Origin of the sequence: Trinickia fusca (genome assembly GCF_003628145.1) — a bacterium.
GTDB lineage: Bacteria > Pseudomonadota > Gammaproteobacteria > Burkholderiales > Burkholderiaceae > Trinickia > Trinickia fusca.
On record NZ_RBZV01000004.1, the window covers coordinates 183,709 to 199,497 of the forward strand.

The window sequence follows — 15,789 nt, forward strand, 5'->3', positions numbered from 1 at the left end:
TGCATGGATCGCCAGTGGCCGATGCGATTCACGATGTCGGCGCGCACGGCCGCGCTCCCGCTATGCAAAGAGGGTTATCGCACGGCGGCAGGCGAGGCGTTTGTACAATTGCTGATCAGAAGCGTTGGAACGAAAAAGTGAGCACCAGGATGAACATCGAAGCGTACCTTGCCCGGATTAATTTTCATTCGACACCTGAGCCGAACAAGTCAGGTCTATCGGCCCTGCAATATGCCCATATGCTGTCCGTTCCCTTCGAAAACCTGGACGTTCATCTCGGGCGGAAGATCGTCCTCGACGAGGCGCAGCTGTTCGACAAAATCGTCGAGCGACGGCGCGGCGGGTTCTGTTACGAGCTCAATAGTTTGTTTGCCAGCCTGCTGACGCAACTCGGCTTTCAGGTGACCCTTATCGCCGCACAGGTATTTCAAGACGACGGGACGATCGGCCCTCCGTTCGATCACCTGGCGTTGTTGGTCGCCGTCGGCAACGAGCAATATCTTGTCGATGTCGGATTCGGCGATTCCTCCACTATGCCGTTGCGACTCAGCGAGCGGGGTGAGCAAGCGAGTGGCCGCGGAGTCTATCAAATCTGCGCCGATACGAACGGGCTTACATTGATGAAGAGGACTGCGGCAGAGCCCCATTCAATGCAACCTTTGTACAGATTTTCGACCACCCCGCGTCAGCTCGCGGAGTTCAACGAGATGTGCATCTACCATCAAACATCCGAACGTTCGCATTTCACCAAAAAGGAAATCTGCTCGCGCGTCACGCCTTCAGGCCGGATCACGATCAGCGGGACACAGTTGATCGAAACCACTGGCGAATCCCGGCAAGTGACCGAGCTTCGGACGCCCGAGGAACGACAGCACGCGTTGATGCAGCATTTCGCGATTCGCCTATGATCCTTCTCCGCAAGCGCGGAGCTCAAAATGCCCTGGCCGCACACTCGCGGCCAGATAAAGCGGGTGCTTCGGGCTGCCGTCGTGGTTGAGCCCAAGATGGAATAGCTTGTGTTGCGCACCGGCAGCGGACAATAGCCGCATGACCTCGATCGCGCGCTCGCGCGCAGCGCGATGCGAGCCCCAGGCGCAGATCACTGTCGACGCGCGCTCGATCGCCTTCACAATTGCGGCATCTGCCAGAGCGCGCTCGCCGAGCGGGTCGGGATGCTGAAGCAACTTGTTTGGATTAGTTGCGCGTAGCGGATACAGATTGACGACCTCGAGCCGCCCGAAGGCTTCTTTGACAGCCCAGGCGAGGCAGCGCGCGATCGTCGGGTCCGTCACGCGATGATCGGCAGTCGACGGATTGAGCATCAGAAATGCAACCGTTGGATGTGCGCGATCCCACTCGCGCCACAGCAGGTATCGATACGAGCCGCAATCGCTGAACTCGGCCCCACCTTGCATCGATGCATTGGTGCTGTCAGTCAAGTATTCCATGACTGCGTCCTTCACGAATTAAATTCGTCGCAAATTCGTAGGAAAAGCGCGTCATTTTCGTAATTCTCCGCTCAAACCTACTCAATTGCCGATCCCACACAAATTGAATGTCAACCTCACTGCAAGCGAATGTACGCGCATGCTAAATTCGGCCTGCCTCTGCCATTTGGCAAGCAAATAGGTCTCCTAACAGAGTGATCTATTTTTATACAGCATTCGCTACGAGAAATATTCCTTTCACTAGTACACCCATTGGAGAGCAGTCATGTTTAGAACGCGACATACGTGGTCCTCTATAGTGTCGATCGCAATCGGTGTCTTGCTGACTACAGCGGCGAACGCAGGTCCCGTTATCTCGGGAAAATTTTCTCCACCTAGTGGCGATATCTATCTCGGCGTATCGACTGACTGGGATCGGCTGGACAAATTCGACCAGAACGCCGGACTGCCCACCGGCCCGGCAATCTACGGGCGCTGGACGACACCGGACGGCCCTTTCCAACCTATCTTAGATCAAACGGCGCTCCGTCCTGGCCTCACGCCCATGGTGACCTGGAATTTGCCGTTCGTAGGGGGCCAGGTCACCGATGGCAGCCATGACGGTTACATACGCACTCAGGCGGACGCGGCTAAAGCATTTGGCAAGCCGGTTTTCGTTCGTCTGGACTGGGAAATGAATGCCTTTTGGTATCCCAATTGGAACATGGACCCGGTCCAACCGGCTGAGTACGTCGCTTCGTGGAGACATGTCGTAGCCATCTTCAACGAGGAAGGTGCGACGAACGTCGCCTTCGTATGGTGCCCCAACGTCGGCGACCACTTCACCAAGACCGGTGCGCGGGTAAGAACCAGTTCATGGTATCCGGGCGACGATGTCGTAGATTGGGTCGGACTGGATTCCTATCCTCAAAGCGACCCTAATCCGAACAATTTGCTCACCGAGACCGATGGCATGAATCAAATGGCCAACTTCGCGTTGGCACACGGGAAGCCGATGATGCTCGCCGAGTGGGCGCCCAATACGCCGCATCCCGACACCGCTGACCCGTTCAATCTGGTATTCAACTGGGCGACGGCAAACCCGGCGGTTCAAGCGTTGGTCTATTTCGATTTCATCACGCAGGGGAAAGACTTCACGCTGGCCGACCACCCCGTCGGGGCGGCAACGTATCAAGCACTGAGCAGCGACAAGTCCAAGTATTTGACTACTGTCGTCGGCGCTCAATGAGGTTCGACGTGACCCGCGGTAGCGGTTGAGAACACCGATGGTTTGGTTCAAGGGGAGCGACTTTGGGCACTCCCCTTTTTCAACAACGCGGTCAGCGCCCAGTTACTTATGCCGTACTGCCGTCGAGCTCACGACAGTCACTTCCTCGCCCGATGCCGTCGCGCCAGTGTAGGCGCCATGGAAGTACTGCGGATCGACCTTGTTCATGTCAGTCTCGGCAGGCCAACTGGCTTGCTTGTCCACTTCGATTGCCTCCGGGCTCGACGACGTCGAGTCGACGGGCACGTAATGATTCGCCGGATTGAGCAATTCACGCAAGTCTTGATCGGCGACACCGCGCTGCGTCGCATCCAGCCCGTCCGGTCCGTCCGACTTCAGCGTCGGCTGCAAGTGCTCGAGCACCTCGTGCACCGTCGGCCCAGCATTCTCGAACGCGATGGTATTCGCGTCTTGCCCCTTGAAGTCCGTCAGGATCTGATTGAGCCCTGCGAGCGCAGCGGCCCCGCGCCCTTGGGACGAAGCACCCGCTTCGGCATGATCGACGTCCGCCTGCAATTGGATGGCATTTTCGGAGGCCTTGACGTTCGCTGCGTCGTTACCCGAGTACTGGTTGAGCACGGTCGCCTTCGCTTCGTCGAATCCGTGCTGATCGGCCTCCATGTCCGTGACAGTCGCGCCCGCGTTGCCGGTTTCGGCCTGGTAGTACTTGAGTACGTCTCTCGTCACGGAATTGGTCAAGTCCCGGTGCGCCTGTTCATAAGCCCCCTGTGCCTTCACTGCGGCGCTACCCGTCGGTGGCTGCGGATTGGCGGTGGCCGCCGCGTCATAGCGCTGCAGCGATTGCTTCAATGCATTGTTTTCGGCATCGATGAGCGGGGATTGCAGGGGCAGTGCCCCACCTTGGATCGCGTTGTTCATAGGGTAGTTCTCCTGTCGAGACGATACGGATGAAAGCACGCGATATCATGGTCGACACCCTCATTGAACGAGCGAGTATTTTCCGTAAATTCAATGCGATAGGTGGCCCGGGGTATTTACGGAAAATCGTGTCAAGAGCGGTAGCGCGCCGAGTACGCCGGTGGCGGCACGCATCCTCGTAGGATGACGACGCGTGGATCAATAGCGTCCCCGGTGTCGCAGGGAATCACGCCCTGTCGTCACGCGTCCCCGCAGGCAATGGCGGGTTTGTTGCGCCGCTACCGAGCGGCCGCTGCATGAGCACCGTGTCCACCCACTGACCCCGTTTGAATCCGACTGCAGCCAAGACCCCGATCTTCCGGAAGCCCAGGCTCTCGTGAAGCGCAATCGATCCCGCGTTGCCGCTATCGCCTACGACGGCAAGCATTTGTCGCCATGGTCCCTGTTCGCATCGGAGAGTCAGTTCGCTCAAAAGAGCCCGACCGATCCCTCGCCGGCCCAAGCCGTTTTCAACATAGACGGAATCCTCGATCGTGAAGCGATACGCCGAACGAGGCCGATAAGGTGTCGCGTACGCGTAGCCAACCACCTTGCCCTCTACCTCCGCCACTAGATAAGGCAGCCCCGCCGTCAACACGGCATCCCGACGCCCCGCCATATCGTCACGAGAAGGCGGCGTTTCTTCGAACGAGGCGATTCCGTTCAGCACGTAGTGCGCGTAGATGCCCTGAACGGCTGTTATGTCGGCCGTTTCGGCATCGCGCACCCAGATCTTGCTGTCAACCGTTGATTCCATTTATCGTCCCTAAACGCCGAACCCGACATTCGCCGCAGCATGCTCTCGCTCCGCGGTGCCCAGCAGGGATAATGCCGTGACCTCTCGCATAAAAGAAGCGTTGACAGCTTATGCGATCGATAAGCATTTCTTTGATGAAATGAAGAACCTGAATCTCGACTATCTGAACACCTTCGTCGCCGTCGTCAGGCTCGGTAGCTTTTCCGCTGCCGCCGATGAGCTCCAACTCAGCCAGCCGGCGGTAAGCCTTCAAATTCGGCAACTGGAAAGGAGCCTTGGAACGACGCTAATCGAGCGCGTCGGCCGAGTGGCCAAGGCGACCGTAGCCGGCGAGGCGTTGCTAGGACACGCTACGGGGATCGACGCTGCAGTCAGGTCAGCGATCGCTGACGTTTCCCAGCATGTGGCAGAAGGCACAGGACGCGTTCGCATCGGCACCGGCGCTACCGCCTGCATTTTTTTGCTCCCACGCATCGTGGCAACCGTGCGTCGACGGTATCCCAACCTCGAGATCACGGTAACGACCGGCAACACCGCGGACATCACGAAGGCGGTCGAAGAAAACGTCCTCGACGTCGGGCTCGTCACGATGCCGGTATCGGGCCGCAGCTTGGACGTCACACCCGTGATGAACGATGAATTCGTGCTCATCGCGCCGGCCGATATGACGCTACCCGCCCGCATCACGGCCGCCGCGCTCGCGACCCGGCCTGCCATTCTCTACGAACAGGGCGGCAACACCCGCAGAATTACCGATGAGTGGTTTGCGCGAAGCGGCACGAAAATCACGCCGATCATGTCGATGGGAAGCGTGGAGGCAATCAAGGCAATGGTGAGCGCCGGGCTCGGCTGTGCGATTCTTCCGGCGCTTGCCACCGGCAACCTACCTTCGGCCGGCGAGGTCGTGATCCGCTCGCTGTCTCCCCGGCTCCACCGTCGACTGGCATCGGTTGTCAGACGTGACAAACGCCTATACGCCGGGCTCTCGGACGTACTCCAATGTTTCAGGGATTTGTCCAATTCAACCCGGCAAATACGGTGAGATGTGCTTCAGCGCGTTCTCCACGTACGCCTCTTTCTCGCCGACAGGCGCGACGTAATGCAGCGCCGAGGCCGCGGCTTCGATGCCTTCCGTCCGCGCGATGATCCAGGCCGCAATGTACGGCGAAGCCAGGCAGCCGCCCGCAGTCGCGACATTGCCGTGTGCATAAAGCGGCTGGTTCAGAACTTCCACGCCCGCTTCCTGTACCCACGGCTTCGTCGTCAGGTCTGTGCATGCCGGGACGCTGCCGAGCAGCCCCAGCTTGGCCAAAACCAACGTGCCGGAGCACTGTGCGGCGATCAGCTGACGGGACGGATCGAGTGTCAGGCGAGCCATCAGCCCAGCGTCGGCGACGATCTGGCGGGTCTGAACCCCGCTGCCGACAATGACTGCGTCGGCTGTACGTGCGTCCTCCAGTATCGACTGGGCACGGACGGTGACGCCGTTCATCGAAGTGACTGCTTGTTGCGGGCAGCACAAGGTCACCCGCCAATCAGGCTTGTTGATCCGGTTGAGAACGCCCAAGGCGATGAGGGAGTCGAGTTCGTTGAAACCGTCGAACGTAAGGATAGCGATATGCATGACGCGGTAAAATTAGCAGGTAGTCACGACGGAAATCACAAGGAGATAACAGCTTATTATGGATTCCAACTCCATACGCCGAAAAACTCAGTTGCTGACGCCGAATCAGGTTTGCGCTGAGCTCCTCGCCCTCAGCGTCGTCGAATACAGCTACACGCCAAGCTTAGCCATCACCGTCGAGCTGAATGAAACCGGAGGCAAGATCTCCGATACGGGTCGGGGCATGAATCTGATACCGGATCGAGGCGATACACTTCCACACGCGCAGCGTGCGCTAACCAGCATCTATCCGTGTCGCCCCGCGACGCCGGAAATCGAGTCGATCCTTTGCGCGCAGATCTGGGGAGAGCTCGGTTCACTAGGTCCGATGCTCGCCAACCTTTCTTGCCCTTCCTTGCAGTTCATCAGCCAGCGAGAAGGCGAAGTGTGGTCACAAAGCTACCGTTACGCCACGCCCGTTGGCCCAGCGACGATGCTGGGTGCTACCGATAAGACCGGGACGACCCAGGTATTCGAAACAGCGGCGCCGATCGATCGTGTCGTGATCGCGAACCTCGTCGACACCCTCTGCACAGCCATCCCTGGCCTGCGCATCACTCTGCTGACGTCCTGAGAAGCACGATACCGTCCGGGGCACCGCTTTGCGGTGCCTCGTGCAGCTGCGCGATCGCGATAACGGCCAGTCGATCTGCTGTAGAAATGAAATGCGCGTGCAACGTCCGCTTTCTTCGCGGGATCGGTATCATTTAAGCTATTTTTCTTGACCAGGCCGCACGGCGGGAGAATCGTGTCATGCATGTCGGTGAGCGTTTCAATAGCATTACCCACCTTGTTGGCGCGGTGTTGTCGGCGGTGGGACTTTCCGCGCTCGTAACGATGGGCGCCCTCGACGGCGATGCATACAAGGTGGTGAGCTTCAGCGTGTACGGCGCGATGCTTTGCGCGCTCTACGGGATCTCGACGCTTTACCATAGCGTGCGCAGCCCGCGACTGAAGGCTGTCCTTCAGAAATGCGATCATTCGGCGATCTATTTGCTGATTGCAGGCAGCTACACCCCGTTCACGCTTGTCACGCTGCGCGGGCCGTGGGGGTGGTCGCTGTTCGGCGTAAGCTGGGGGCTCGCGGCACTCGGCATCGCGCAGGAGCTCACGCTCGGGCGACGTACCCGCAGCATTTCGATGGCGCTCTACGTCGTGATGGGCTGGCTCGCGCTCGTTGCGATTCGCCCGTTGATTCATGCGCTGCCGGCGGCGGGAACGGCTTGGCTCCTCGTGGGCGGGGTAATTTACAGCGCCGGCATCTACTTCTTCATCAACGACGAGCGTATCCGCCACGGACACGGTATCTGGCATCTGTTTGTGCTGGGCGGCAGCTTATGCCAGTTCGTGAGCGTGGCGCGATACGTGGCTTGATGTGCGGCGGCGGATTCGCGCGATGGGGTGATCACGGTGTGTGATGCTTCGGCCATGCCCCCTGACGGCCAAAACCCTTGTCGGCTAGGACTGCGTCCAGGGTGTCCAAGCGTTCTAGACTAGTGCCCACGCAGCACGTCCGAACGCGAAGTCGTATAGACGACACCCGACGCATCGAAATGCACGTTGAAGAATGCCTCGCCCGTCGGCCCGCCCTCCTGCCACTTCCAGCTCCATACGGTCTCCGGCTTCAGCCGATAAACGGCGACCTCGCCCGGTTTGCCAAGCAGCCGCCGCACTTCGTCCTGCGTCATGCCGATGTGGACCTTCGCGAAGTTCTCGGCTGTCAGCACTTGAGTGACAGCACTGAGCGTGCCCTGCGGATTGATGTCGACCATGTAGGTGTTGAGGCCTTGCGGGCCACGCGGATATTCGAAGCGCTTCGAGCCGTCCGCGAACGTGCGCTCGGTCTCGGGCTTACCCAGCTGCTCACGGATCTGCGCCTCGGTGGTGACACCCGGCGTGAGCCCTCTGAGCAGGAGCGCATCAGGCTTGATCGCGTTGAAGAAGGCCTTGAGTTTTTCCATGGCGCGCTCGCCCTCGTGATCGTCGCAGCCGGCAAGCGCGAGCGTCACGCCCAACGAAGCGACGGTAAGCAGTCTAAACAGGGATGCCATCTTGCGTAAGAGAATCGCTGCATCGCGTTGCCGATCAAGACAACAGCATAGCGCACCCGTCATGCCGGACTTCAGGCGAGCGGCAGGCGCTCACGAAGAAGCTTGACCCTGCCCGTCGCAGGGCTTCTTTGCCACCGTCAGCAGCATTGCGAACGCTTTGGCACAATGCCCCCTTTCGTTTCCGCCCGGTCGCCCTGCGCGGCACGCCACAGCGATGATTCCATTTTCGGTACTCGATCTCTCCCCCGTGCCCGTCGGCAAGACGCCGGCCGATGCCTTCCGCCATACGCTCGATCTCGCTCAACATGCCGAGCGCTTGGGCTATCTGCGCTTCTGGCTCGCCGAGCATCACAACATGCCAGGCATCGCGAGCGCGGCGACCGCAGTCGTGATCGGCCACGTTGCGGGCGGCACGAAAACGATCCGCGTCGGCTCGGGAGGCATCATGCTGCCGAATCACGCACCGCTCGTGATCGCCGAGCAGTTCGGCACGCTCGCGTCTCTGTATCCAGGGCGTATCGATCTGGGGCTCGGCCGCGCGCCGGGCACCGACCAGACCACCGCTTCAGCGCTGCGCCGCGACCTGCGTGGCAGTGCGGAGCAGTTTCCCGACGACGTAGTGGAGTTGCAGCGTTATTTCGCCGAGCCGGTTGCCGGTCAACGCGTTCGCGCGGTGCCCGGCGCGGGCCTGAATGTGCCGATCTGGCTGCTCGGCTCATCGCTGTTCTCCGCGCAGCTCGCGGCGGCACTCGGCTTGCCGTTCGCGTTCGCGTCGCACTTCGCGCCCGATCAGCTACTCACGGCACTCAAGGTGTACCGCTCGCAGTTTCGTCCGTCCGCGGCACTCGCGAAGCCCTATGCGATGGTCGGCGTGAACCTCTTCGCTGCCGATACCGACGCCGAGGCCGCACGGCTCTTCACTTCACTACAGCAGCAGTTCCTCGCACTGCGTCGCGGCACGCCCGGACAGCTGCCGCCCCCCGTCGATCGGCTCGAAGCATCGGAGCTCGAACTGGCGGGCGTCGCGCATTCGCTGGCTTGTTCGGCGATCGGCAGCCCCAAGACGGTACGCGCCGGACTGGAATCGATCATCGCGCAGACCCAGGCCGACGAGCTCATCCTCACTGCGCAAATCTACGATCACGCGGCGCGGCTTCGCTCATTCGAAATCGGCGCAGAGGTGCGCAACGCGATGGCAACGGCAACCGCAGGCTGAAAGCCGTTTTAGCCTCAGCAAAATTGTTTGCTCACAGTGCTTACGTTTTGTCACGAGATCAGGGTCAACTCATGTCGTCGGGCTCGCGTTAAACAGGCAGCGCTGAACTTTCTCAGCCGCCTTAAAAGGAGTCACACATGAAGACGATTTTCGCTGCTCTCGCTTCCGCTCTGCTCGTTTCGACGGCTTTCGCGCAGACCGCCGCACCGGCATCGTCGACTGCGGCAACCGCCGCCACCACCGCTGCTCCGGCCGGTCAAGCAGACTTGAAGGCCAGCACCGAAATGCAGAGCGGCGCGACGAAGGCCGACGCTTCGACCAACGAAGCGAGCCCCGCAACCGACAAGGCGGGCGCCGACGTTCACGCTAAAAAGAAGGCTGCCGTCCACGCCAAGACTCACGCACACAAGATGAGCAAGAAGAAGGAAAGCGTGGACACGGGTGCCGAAAAGGCCAAGACCGATACCGGCAACGACGCCACCACGGCACCCGCGAAGGCCGACACCAAGACCGATGGCACGGTCAAGACGCAATAAGATCAGCGCGCTTCGGCACGCTCCAGCTCGTCAGTCACCACGCTGAGCATGTCGTTAAAAGGCGAGTCTTCGGACTCGCTTTTTCTTAGGATTACTGACTTATAGCGTCAACGCGCCGCCATCCTCCGACAGGATCAACGTACCGACGGCGCTATACTTTCTCGCTTTCGCTGCCGTCGTCAGGTCCTAAGGATTCCCCATGAGCACATTGCCCCATTGCCCGAAATGCAATTCCGAGTTCACGTACGAAGATGGGGGCGTGTACATCTGCCCGGAATGTGCGCATGAATGGTCGGCGCAAACGGCCACGTCGACCGAAACAGCCGGCAAGGTTTATCGCGATTCAGCCGGCAACGTCCTGCAGGATGGGGACACCGTCACGGTCATCAAGGACTTGAAGCTCAAGGGCTCGGGCGGCGTCATCAAGATGGGCACCAAAGTAAAGAATATCCGGCTCGTGGACAGTGATCACGACATCGATTGCAAGATCGATGGTTTTGGTGCGATGAGTTTGAAATCGGAGTTCGTCAAGAAGGCGTGATTCGCCAGCCTGGCGGGCGCCAGAAAAATATCGACGTCGAATGAGCCCGACCTCTCGAGCTCATTCCCCACGACTCCGCCACCCGCCTGTCGCGCTTACTTACCCGCCGCGGCCTGGCACTTCTTCACGAATGCCACCTTGGCAGCACCGACCAGCGGCTTGCCGTTCGAGCCGACGGCCTTCGCTTCGCAGTCCGATGCACCTGCGCTCTTCATGTCACCCGCGCTCTTCTTCGCATCGGCTTCGCACTTCTTGATGAACGATGCCTTGGCCGCGCCAGCAAGCGGCTTGCCGTTCTTGCCGATCGCCTTCGCGTCGCAGCTCGACGAAGCCGGTTGTGCAGCGGCAGCGGTGGGCGCCATCTTGGCAGCAGAAGCAGCGGTGGCAGCCGACGCTTGAGCATGGGCGAGACCAACGGTGAACAGGCCAGCGATAGCGACAGCAGCAAATTTTTTGAACATGACCATCCCTCCAGGGTGAGATGAAGCGGGATGCTTCATCACCGTTAACGTTCCTTAACGTGGCGGGTTGACTGCTCGTCATGCGAGGTGCATCGGGTCTGTCTCGGCAATCCAACGCTCCCGTAGTGCCTCGCTCACCTGGACGCGCGCAATTGCGCATAATGACCACCAACACGGTCTCATTGCATTCGCCCGACAACCCCTTCCTCACAAGCGAAACGCCATGTACCCCTCCATCGAACCCTACGCTCACGGCCTGCTCGACGTCGGCAACGGTCATCGCGTCTATTGGGAGCTGTGCGGCAACCCCGACGGCAAGCCTGCCGTGTTTCTGCACGGCGGCCCCGGCAGCGGCTGCAGCGTCGATCATCGCCGGCTATTCGACCCCGCCCGTTACAACATCTTGCTGTTCGATCAGCGCGGGTGCGGTCGTTCGCTGCCGTACGCGAGCCTCGAGCACAACACGACCTGGGATCTCGTCGCCGACATGGAGCGGTTGCGAACGATGGTCGGCGTCGACAAGTGGCTCGTCTTCGGCGGCTCGTGGGGCAGCACGCTGGCGCTCTCTTACGCCGAGACGCATCCTGAGCGCGTAAGTGCACTGGTCGTGCGCGGCGTGTTCATGGTGCGCCGAGCCGAATTGCATTGGTATTACCAGGACGGCGCGTCGTGGCTGTTTCCCGACCGATGGGAAGACTTCATCGCGCCCATCCCGCCCGCCGAGCGAACCAACCTCATCACGGCCTATCGCCATCGGCTGACCGGCGCCGACGAAGCCGTCAAACGCGAGGCTGCCCGGGCATGGAGCCTGTGGGAAGGCCGCACGATCACACTGCTCCCCGATCCCGATGTGCAAGCCCACTTCGGCACAGACGAGCGCGCCATCGCACTCGCTCGCATCGAGAATCACTACTTCTCGAACCAAGGGTTCATGGACGAAGGACAGCTGCTACGCGACGCGCATCGCCTCGCCGACATCCCCGGCGCCATCATCCAAGGCCGCTATGACGTGACGACGCCGGCTCGCTCCGCGTGGGACCTGTCGCGCGCCTGGCCGAAGGCGACGCTCGAGATCGTGGCCGACGCGGGCCACGCGTACAGCGAGCCCGGCATCCTGCGCGCATTGGTCTCAGCGACAGACAGGTTCGCCCAATAGAGATCGTTGGTAGCGGCCGTTGTCGGTCGATTCGCGAGTCGTGGAGTATGCGAAAGAGGTATGTGCTGTTGCGCGGCAATAAACACGACGTTGATATAACATTTCGTGCGCCGTTGCAGACCGCGCGCTCAAGCGCATTGCCCCACAACATCAACAACAGCAGCAATGACATCTGCCCGACCGTTCATGCCGTGCCCGCATGGGCTTCCGAGAACCGCGATCACGACACGCCCTCGCGTGGCGGTGCTGTGCATGGCCGCCATGCTCGCGACCACGGCTTGTCATCAAGGCAGCACCAGCTCGAACGCATCGCCGAGCCGATCCGCCCAGCGGGCACACGCCGAAACGAACACATCGTCGGCAGCTTCGTCGTCGAACGAAGCGCCCGCGATTGCACCTTCGCTCAGACGCGCCGAGCTCATGCAAGCCATATTTCCTGGCTGGAAAGACTCGGAGAAAGGCGACACGCGTATCGTCGATGCCGAAGTCCCCGATCGCGATCAGCAAGGCAAGCTTTCGAACGACCTCGTCGGCAGCCGGCTCGACATCAAACCGCGTGAAGTCATCCGGCTCGACGATACGCATGCGGCCTTGATCACCGAAGGCGTGGAGGTGACCGAGGACGGCGAGCGCGTCGATTCGCATGCGTCGGGGGCATGGCTCGGCGCCTACTTCTTCCTGCACGAACCGGCCGGGTGGACGCTCGAGCAACGTATCGACGGTGTCGCCTATCAAGGCGCCTCGGGCAGCTATGGGCAAACGAACGTCATCAAACTGTCGGCCGCCACGTTCGGCCTGGTCGTGACCTCGGGCAGTTGCTGGCAAGGCTACTGTGGATCGTGGGCCACGGTGTTCGGCATCGAGCCCGACCACATCGACAAGCTCGCCGATACCGTGCCCGTCAGCGCCAGCAACCTCGGCGCGAAGGAAGAATGCGAGGCCGTGCTCAAGCGCAGCGAACCCGCTTCGAACCACCCCGGCATTGCGGCGGATTCGCCGCAATGCTTCGACATCGGCGGCAATATCGACGTCGTGCCGGGCACCGATGCGCCCGGCGACTTGCATATCGCTTTCAGCGGCGCGATGACGATCGGCGACTCGGCTACACAGGCGCAAAGTATCGACGAGGTGGCCATCTATCGCATCAGCAACGGCAAGTACACGCTGACGCAGGGGCGCAATCCGGTGCCGGCGTTCTGACCTGATCGCTCAGGCCGGGATGGGCGCGCGCTTGCGGCTCACGAATGCGCGCAGTGCCACGACAACCGGCGGCAAAGCGCCGAGCACGATCACGCCTTGCCAACCGAAGCGGCTCCAGACCCATGTCGTCAGCGGCGAAGCAATGGCTGCGCCACTGAGAAGGCCCAGGATATAAACGGCGCCGACGCGACTGCGCGCTTGTTGCCCGAGCGAGAAGATGCGTGTTTGATTCGAAATGTGAGCGATCGTGAGTCCGACGTCGAGCAGGATGGCTCCCAGCCCCAACGCGGTCAGGCTGCTACCGGACACCGCCGTCACGAGCCACGCCGACACGCCACATGCCGCGCCGAATGCGACACCGAAGTGAGCCCCGCGCCGATCGACGAGTTTGCCGAGCCTCGGCGCCACGACGACACCCGCCGCACCGACGAGCGCAAACCATGCGACGGCCGTGCTGCCGAGCCCGAACGCAGGACTCGCCAAGCGCAGCGGCAGCGCGATCCAGTAGACGTTGAACGAGCCGAACATCAATGCCTGCGTCAGCGCCGCGCTGCGCAGCGTCGGCTCGCTTCGCCAGACGGTCGCGAGCGATGCGAGCATGCCGGCATAGGAACTGTGCGCGAGCGCCGTCATGCGCGGCATGACGAAGCGGATAGCGATCGCCATGGCGACACACAGCAGCGCGCCGATGCGAAACGGCGCCTGCCAGCTCACATGCTCACCCAATACGCCGCTCAACGCACGCGCGACCAGAATGCCGGCGAATATGCCGCTCGCCAGTCTGCCGAGGATCTTGCCGCGTTCGGCCGGATCGATGAAGCGCGATACGAGCGGCGGCAGCAGGTACGGCGTGACCGTCGTGAGTCCCACGAAGAAGCTCGTGGCGAGCAGTGCCGTACTGCTGCGAGCCATCGTGACGGCGACGAGGCCCACGGCGTTGGCAAGCAGCAGCGTCACGATGAGCTTGCGGCCGTCGAGCCGATCGCCGAGCGGCAACAGCAGCAGGACGCCGAACCAGATGCCGATCTGGCTTGCCATCGGCACGAGACCGACTGAGGCAATCGGCAGCGAAAACGCGTGGGCGATGTGAATCAGCAACGGCTGCGCATAGTAGGCACTGCCGATCGCCACGCCGCAGGCCACGCAAGCCAAGCTCTCGGCTCGTTCGCTCAGATGGACGGTAGGCGTGTCGAGGGTGCGGGACGTGTTCATTCTCAAGGTCCAATGAATCGGGTTGAAGATGAACGCGACTCTATGCAGCACGTGGTACGACACCAAGACAGCGATGCTCAATTGATTCTTGCGCGACGCTTCATAATGACGCACAACGCTCAACGCGCAATACGCAACGCACACACGCGAAAGCCGATAACATCGCACGCACGAGGCAGCCGTGCGCTCGTACCGCCGCTTGATGCCGCCACTCGCATTCGACTCGATGGATACCGCCAAAGCCCTTTCGATTTTCGCCGCCGTCGTGCGCGCCAAAAGCTTCACGCACGCGGCGCAGGCAACGGGCATCACTCCGCCCGCCGTCAGCCGCTCGATCGCGCTGCTCGAGAAGCATCTCGGCGTGCGCCTGTTTCACCGCACGACGCGGCGCGTCAGCCTGACCGAAGAAGGCGAGAAGCTGTTCGAGCTGACCGACGAGGGGCTACGGCTGCTCGACGAGGCGATGGACAAGACCCGCTATCTGACGCGCGGCCTCGCCGGCGTCATCCGCATCACGGCCACGCGGTCGATCAACCATTGCGTGCTGGTTCCGCTGATCGCCGCGTTTCGCGAAGCGCATCCCGCCGTGCGGTTCGACGTGACGCTCGATGCGCAATTTACCGACCTCGTCGCCGCGAAGATCGACGTGGGTTTCCGTATCGGCGGCGAGCCGCCGAGCCTGTCCGTCGCGCGACCCATCGGCACGCTGGCGTTCGCCGTCTGCGCGTCGCCGGCCTATCTCGCGCGGCACGGAACACCCGCCACCGTCGACGAACTGCTCACGCATACGTGTACGGGATTTCGCAATCCGAACACAGGCCGGATCGACCCGTGGGAGCTCATGATCGACGGCGAGCTTGTCCACCAGCACGTGCCGGCCACGATTGCGTTCAACGATGCCCCAGCGGAGCTGCATGCGATGTGCGCGGGCCTCGGCATTGGCTTGTTGCCGTACCACCTGGTGGCCGACTACTTGCGCGCCGGTCTGCTCGAGCCGGTCATACGTGAACACTGGAGCGAGCCGGGCAAGATCTATCTCTACTACCCGCAACACCAGCGCATGCCCGCGCGCGTACGTGCCTTCATCGATTTCGCGCTCGATTGGATCAAGTCGCACCCGCTGCCCGAGCTGACCAGCGATGCGCACGCGATGCACGAGAATCGCGAGACCGCGCGCGCCGCGCGCCGGAACACGCGTGCGGCGAAATCGAAGACTGCTGGCGACGTCGCCCGAGCCCCTCGCTCAACCCGCGCTAAAAAGGCCCATTCCGGCGCCATCGCCGTGCCCCGGAAGCGCGCTTGAGGAACTGCGTCATGTCGTCGATGAGCGCCTGCTCCCGCGGGCCAGGTTGCTGCGGAAGCC

19 protein-coding genes are annotated in these 15,789 nt (G+C 61.4%); 11 read left to right on the top strand and 8 right to left on the bottom strand.

Annotated elements, in window-relative coordinates; all coding sequences use genetic code 11:
• The first annotated feature begins 14 nt into the window (after positions 1-14).
• The gene (locus tag D7S89_RS12820) at positions 15-908 is read left to right on the top strand and encodes an arylamine N-acetyltransferase family protein (RefSeq protein WP_121278065.1); all 894 of its coding nucleotides are present in this window, start codon (positions 15-17) and stop codon (positions 906-908) included.
• Here the strand turns inward: D7S89_RS12820 and D7S89_RS12825 are convergent.
• A complete protein-coding gene (locus D7S89_RS12825) occupies positions 903-1,448 on the bottom strand; it encodes a DUF1643 domain-containing protein (RefSeq protein ID WP_245982866.1) in 546 nt (181 codons plus the stop codon). The genes D7S89_RS12820 and D7S89_RS12825 overlap by 6 nt on opposite strands.
• A 298-nt stretch (positions 1,449-1,746) precedes the next feature.
• Between D7S89_RS12825 and D7S89_RS12830 the strand changes: the two genes are divergently transcribed.
• Positions 1,747-2,676 (top strand): glycoside hydrolase family 26 protein, encoded by a 930-nt coding sequence (locus D7S89_RS12830; protein ID WP_183085180.1) that lies wholly within the window; start codon positions 1,747-1,749, stop codon positions 2,674-2,676.
• A gap of 102 nt (positions 2,677-2,778) precedes the next feature.
• On the opposite strand, the gene D7S89_RS12835 is transcribed toward D7S89_RS12830, so the two are convergent.
• Both D7S89_RS12835 and D7S89_RS12840 read right to left on the bottom strand, forming a co-directional pair.
• A complete protein-coding gene (locus D7S89_RS12835) occupies positions 2,779-3,594 on the bottom strand; it encodes a hypothetical protein (protein WP_121278067.1) in 816 nt (271 codons plus the stop codon).
• Between the two features lie 226 nt (positions 3,595-3,820).
• Complete coding sequence (locus D7S89_RS12840) at positions 3,821-4,390, bottom strand: GNAT family N-acetyltransferase (RefSeq protein ID WP_121278068.1); 570 nt, start codon at positions 4,388-4,390, stop codon at positions 3,821-3,823.
• A 76-nt stretch (positions 4,391-4,466) separates the two neighbouring features.
• Between D7S89_RS12840 and D7S89_RS12845 the strand changes: the two genes are divergently transcribed.
• The gene (locus D7S89_RS12845) at positions 4,467-5,432 is read left to right on the top strand and encodes a LysR family transcriptional regulator (protein ID WP_342766894.1); all 966 of its coding nucleotides are present in this window, start codon (positions 4,467-4,469) and stop codon (positions 5,430-5,432) included.
• Here the strand turns inward: D7S89_RS12845 and D7S89_RS12850 are convergent.
• Positions 5,412-6,014 carry a DJ-1/PfpI family protein gene (locus D7S89_RS12850; RefSeq protein ID WP_121278069.1) on the bottom strand — a complete coding sequence of 201 codons (603 nt, stop codon included), beginning with the start codon at positions 6,012-6,014 and terminating at the stop codon, positions 5,412-5,414. The genes D7S89_RS12845 and D7S89_RS12850 overlap by 21 nt on opposite strands.
• 58 nt (positions 6,015-6,072) lie before the next feature.
• On the opposite strand from D7S89_RS12850, the gene D7S89_RS12855 reads away from it, so the two are divergent.
• The gene (locus D7S89_RS12855) at positions 6,073-6,627 is read left to right on the top strand and encodes a hypothetical protein (protein WP_121278070.1); all 555 of its coding nucleotides are present in this window, start codon (positions 6,073-6,075) and stop codon (positions 6,625-6,627) included.
• A 179-nt stretch (positions 6,628-6,806) separates the two neighbouring features.
• Positions 6,807-7,427 (top strand): PAQR family membrane homeostasis protein TrhA, encoded by a 621-nt coding sequence (gene trhA, locus D7S89_RS12860; protein ID WP_121278071.1) that lies wholly within the window; start codon positions 6,807-6,809, stop codon positions 7,425-7,427.
• Between the two features lie 119 nt (positions 7,428-7,546).
• Here the strand turns inward: trhA and bamE are convergent, their stop codons facing one another.
• Positions 7,547-8,104: an outer membrane protein assembly factor BamE domain-containing protein gene (gene bamE / locus D7S89_RS12865; protein WP_121278072.1), complete on the bottom strand. Its 558-nt coding sequence runs from the start codon at positions 8,102-8,104 to the stop codon at positions 7,547-7,549.
• 214 nt (positions 8,105-8,318) lie between these two features.
• On the opposite strand from bamE, the gene D7S89_RS12870 reads away from it, so the two are divergent.
• The 3 genes from D7S89_RS12870 to D7S89_RS12880 all read left to right on the top strand — a co-directional run bounded on the left by D7S89_RS12870 (position 8,319) and on the right by D7S89_RS12880 (position 10,397).
• Entirely contained in the window at positions 8,319-9,320 is a 1,002-nt protein-coding gene (locus tag D7S89_RS12870) for an LLM class flavin-dependent oxidoreductase (protein WP_121278073.1), read from the top strand.
• Positions 9,321-9,457: 137 nt separating this feature from the next.
• Entirely contained in the window at positions 9,458-9,856 is a 399-nt protein-coding gene (locus D7S89_RS12875; RefSeq protein ID WP_121278074.1) for a hypothetical protein, read from the top strand.
• 199 nt (positions 9,857-10,055) lie between these two features.
• Positions 10,056-10,397 (top strand): zinc ribbon domain-containing protein YjdM, encoded by a 342-nt coding sequence (locus D7S89_RS12880; protein ID WP_121278075.1) that lies wholly within the window; start codon positions 10,056-10,058, stop codon positions 10,395-10,397.
• 95 nt (positions 10,398-10,492) lie between these two features.
• Here the strand turns inward: D7S89_RS12880 and D7S89_RS12885 are convergent, their stop codons facing one another.
• Positions 10,493-10,858, bottom strand: a complete 366-nt coding sequence (locus tag D7S89_RS12885) for a hypothetical protein (RefSeq protein ID WP_121278320.1) — start codon at positions 10,856-10,858, stop codon at positions 10,493-10,495.
• A gap of 223 nt (positions 10,859-11,081) precedes the next feature.
• On the opposite strand from D7S89_RS12885, the gene pip reads away from it, so the two are divergent.
• Positions 11,082-12,014, top strand: coding sequence for a prolyl aminopeptidase (gene pip, locus D7S89_RS12890; RefSeq protein WP_121278076.1), 933 nt, complete (start codon positions 11,082-11,084; stop codon positions 12,012-12,014).
• Between the two features lie 284 nt (positions 12,015-12,298).
• Here pip and D7S89_RS27435 read toward each other — a convergent pair whose 3' ends face one another.
• A complete protein-coding gene (locus D7S89_RS27435) occupies positions 12,299-12,436 on the bottom strand; it encodes a hypothetical protein (RefSeq protein WP_183085181.1) in 138 nt (45 codons plus the stop codon).
• On the opposite strand from D7S89_RS27435, the gene D7S89_RS12895 reads away from it, so the two are divergent.
• Entirely contained in the window at positions 12,435-13,214 is a 780-nt protein-coding gene (locus tag D7S89_RS12895) for a hypothetical protein (RefSeq protein ID WP_121278077.1), read from the top strand. The genes D7S89_RS27435 and D7S89_RS12895 overlap by 2 nt on opposite strands.
• Positions 13,215-13,223: 9 nt before the next feature.
• On the opposite strand, the gene D7S89_RS12900 is transcribed toward D7S89_RS12895, so the two are convergent.
• Positions 13,224-14,426, bottom strand: coding sequence for an MFS transporter (locus D7S89_RS12900; RefSeq protein ID WP_183085182.1), 1,203 nt, complete (start codon positions 14,424-14,426; stop codon positions 13,224-13,226).
• Positions 14,427-14,607: 181 nt separating this feature from the next.
• On the opposite strand from D7S89_RS12900, the gene D7S89_RS12905 reads away from it, so the two are divergent.
• Positions 14,608-15,729 (top strand): LysR family transcriptional regulator, encoded by a 1,122-nt coding sequence (locus D7S89_RS12905; RefSeq protein WP_245982868.1) that lies wholly within the window; start codon positions 14,608-14,610, stop codon positions 15,727-15,729.
• Positions 15,730-15,789: the final 60 nt, after the last annotated feature.

Excerpts from the sequence above, each read along its gene's own strand:
- D7S89_RS12835 (WP_121278067.1), bottom strand. The coding sequence starts at position 3,594 with ATGAACAACGCGATCCAAGGTGGGGCACTGCCCCTGCAATCCCCGCTC.
- D7S89_RS12850 (WP_121278069.1), bottom strand. The coding sequence starts at position 6,014 with ATGCATATCGCTATCCTTACGTTCGACGGTTTCAACGAACTCGACTCC.
- D7S89_RS12885 (WP_121278320.1), bottom strand. The coding sequence starts at position 10,858 with ATGTTCAAAAAATTTGCTGCTGTCGCTATCGCTGGCCTGTTCACCGTT.
- D7S89_RS12895 (WP_121278077.1), top strand. The coding sequence starts at position 12,435 with ATGCAAGCCATATTTCCTGGCTGGAAAGACTCGGAGAAAGGCGACACG.
- D7S89_RS12855 (WP_121278070.1), top strand. The coding sequence starts at position 6,073 with ATGGATTCCAACTCCATACGCCGAAAAACTCAGTTGCTGACGCCGAAT.
- D7S89_RS12880 (WP_121278075.1), top strand. The coding sequence starts at position 10,056 with ATGAGCACATTGCCCCATTGCCCGAAATGCAATTCCGAGTTCACGTAC.
- D7S89_RS12900 (WP_183085182.1), bottom strand. The coding sequence starts at position 14,426 with ATGAACACGTCCCGCACCCTCGACACGCCTACCGTCCATCTGAGCGAA.
- D7S89_RS12840 (WP_121278068.1), bottom strand. The coding sequence starts at position 4,390 with ATGGAATCAACGGTTGACAGCAAGATCTGGGTGCGCGATGCCGAAACG.
- D7S89_RS27435 (WP_183085181.1), bottom strand. The coding sequence starts at position 12,436 with ATGAGCTCGGCGCGTCTGAGCGAAGGTGCAATCGCGGGCGCTTCGTTC.
- pip (WP_121278076.1), top strand. The coding sequence starts at position 11,082 with ATGTACCCCTCCATCGAACCCTACGCTCACGGCCTGCTCGACGTCGGC.
- D7S89_RS12825 (WP_245982866.1), bottom strand. The coding sequence starts at position 1,448 with ATGGAATACTTGACTGACAGCACCAATGCATCGATGCAAGGTGGGGCC.
- D7S89_RS12870 (WP_121278073.1), top strand. The coding sequence starts at position 8,319 with ATGATTCCATTTTCGGTACTCGATCTCTCCCCCGTGCCCGTCGGCAAG.
- bamE (WP_121278072.1), bottom strand. The coding sequence starts at position 8,104 with ATGGCATCCCTGTTTAGACTGCTTACCGTCGCTTCGTTGGGCGTGACG.
- D7S89_RS12875 (WP_121278074.1), top strand. The coding sequence starts at position 9,458 with ATGAAGACGATTTTCGCTGCTCTCGCTTCCGCTCTGCTCGTTTCGACG.
- trhA (WP_121278071.1), top strand. The coding sequence starts at position 6,807 with ATGCATGTCGGTGAGCGTTTCAATAGCATTACCCACCTTGTTGGCGCG.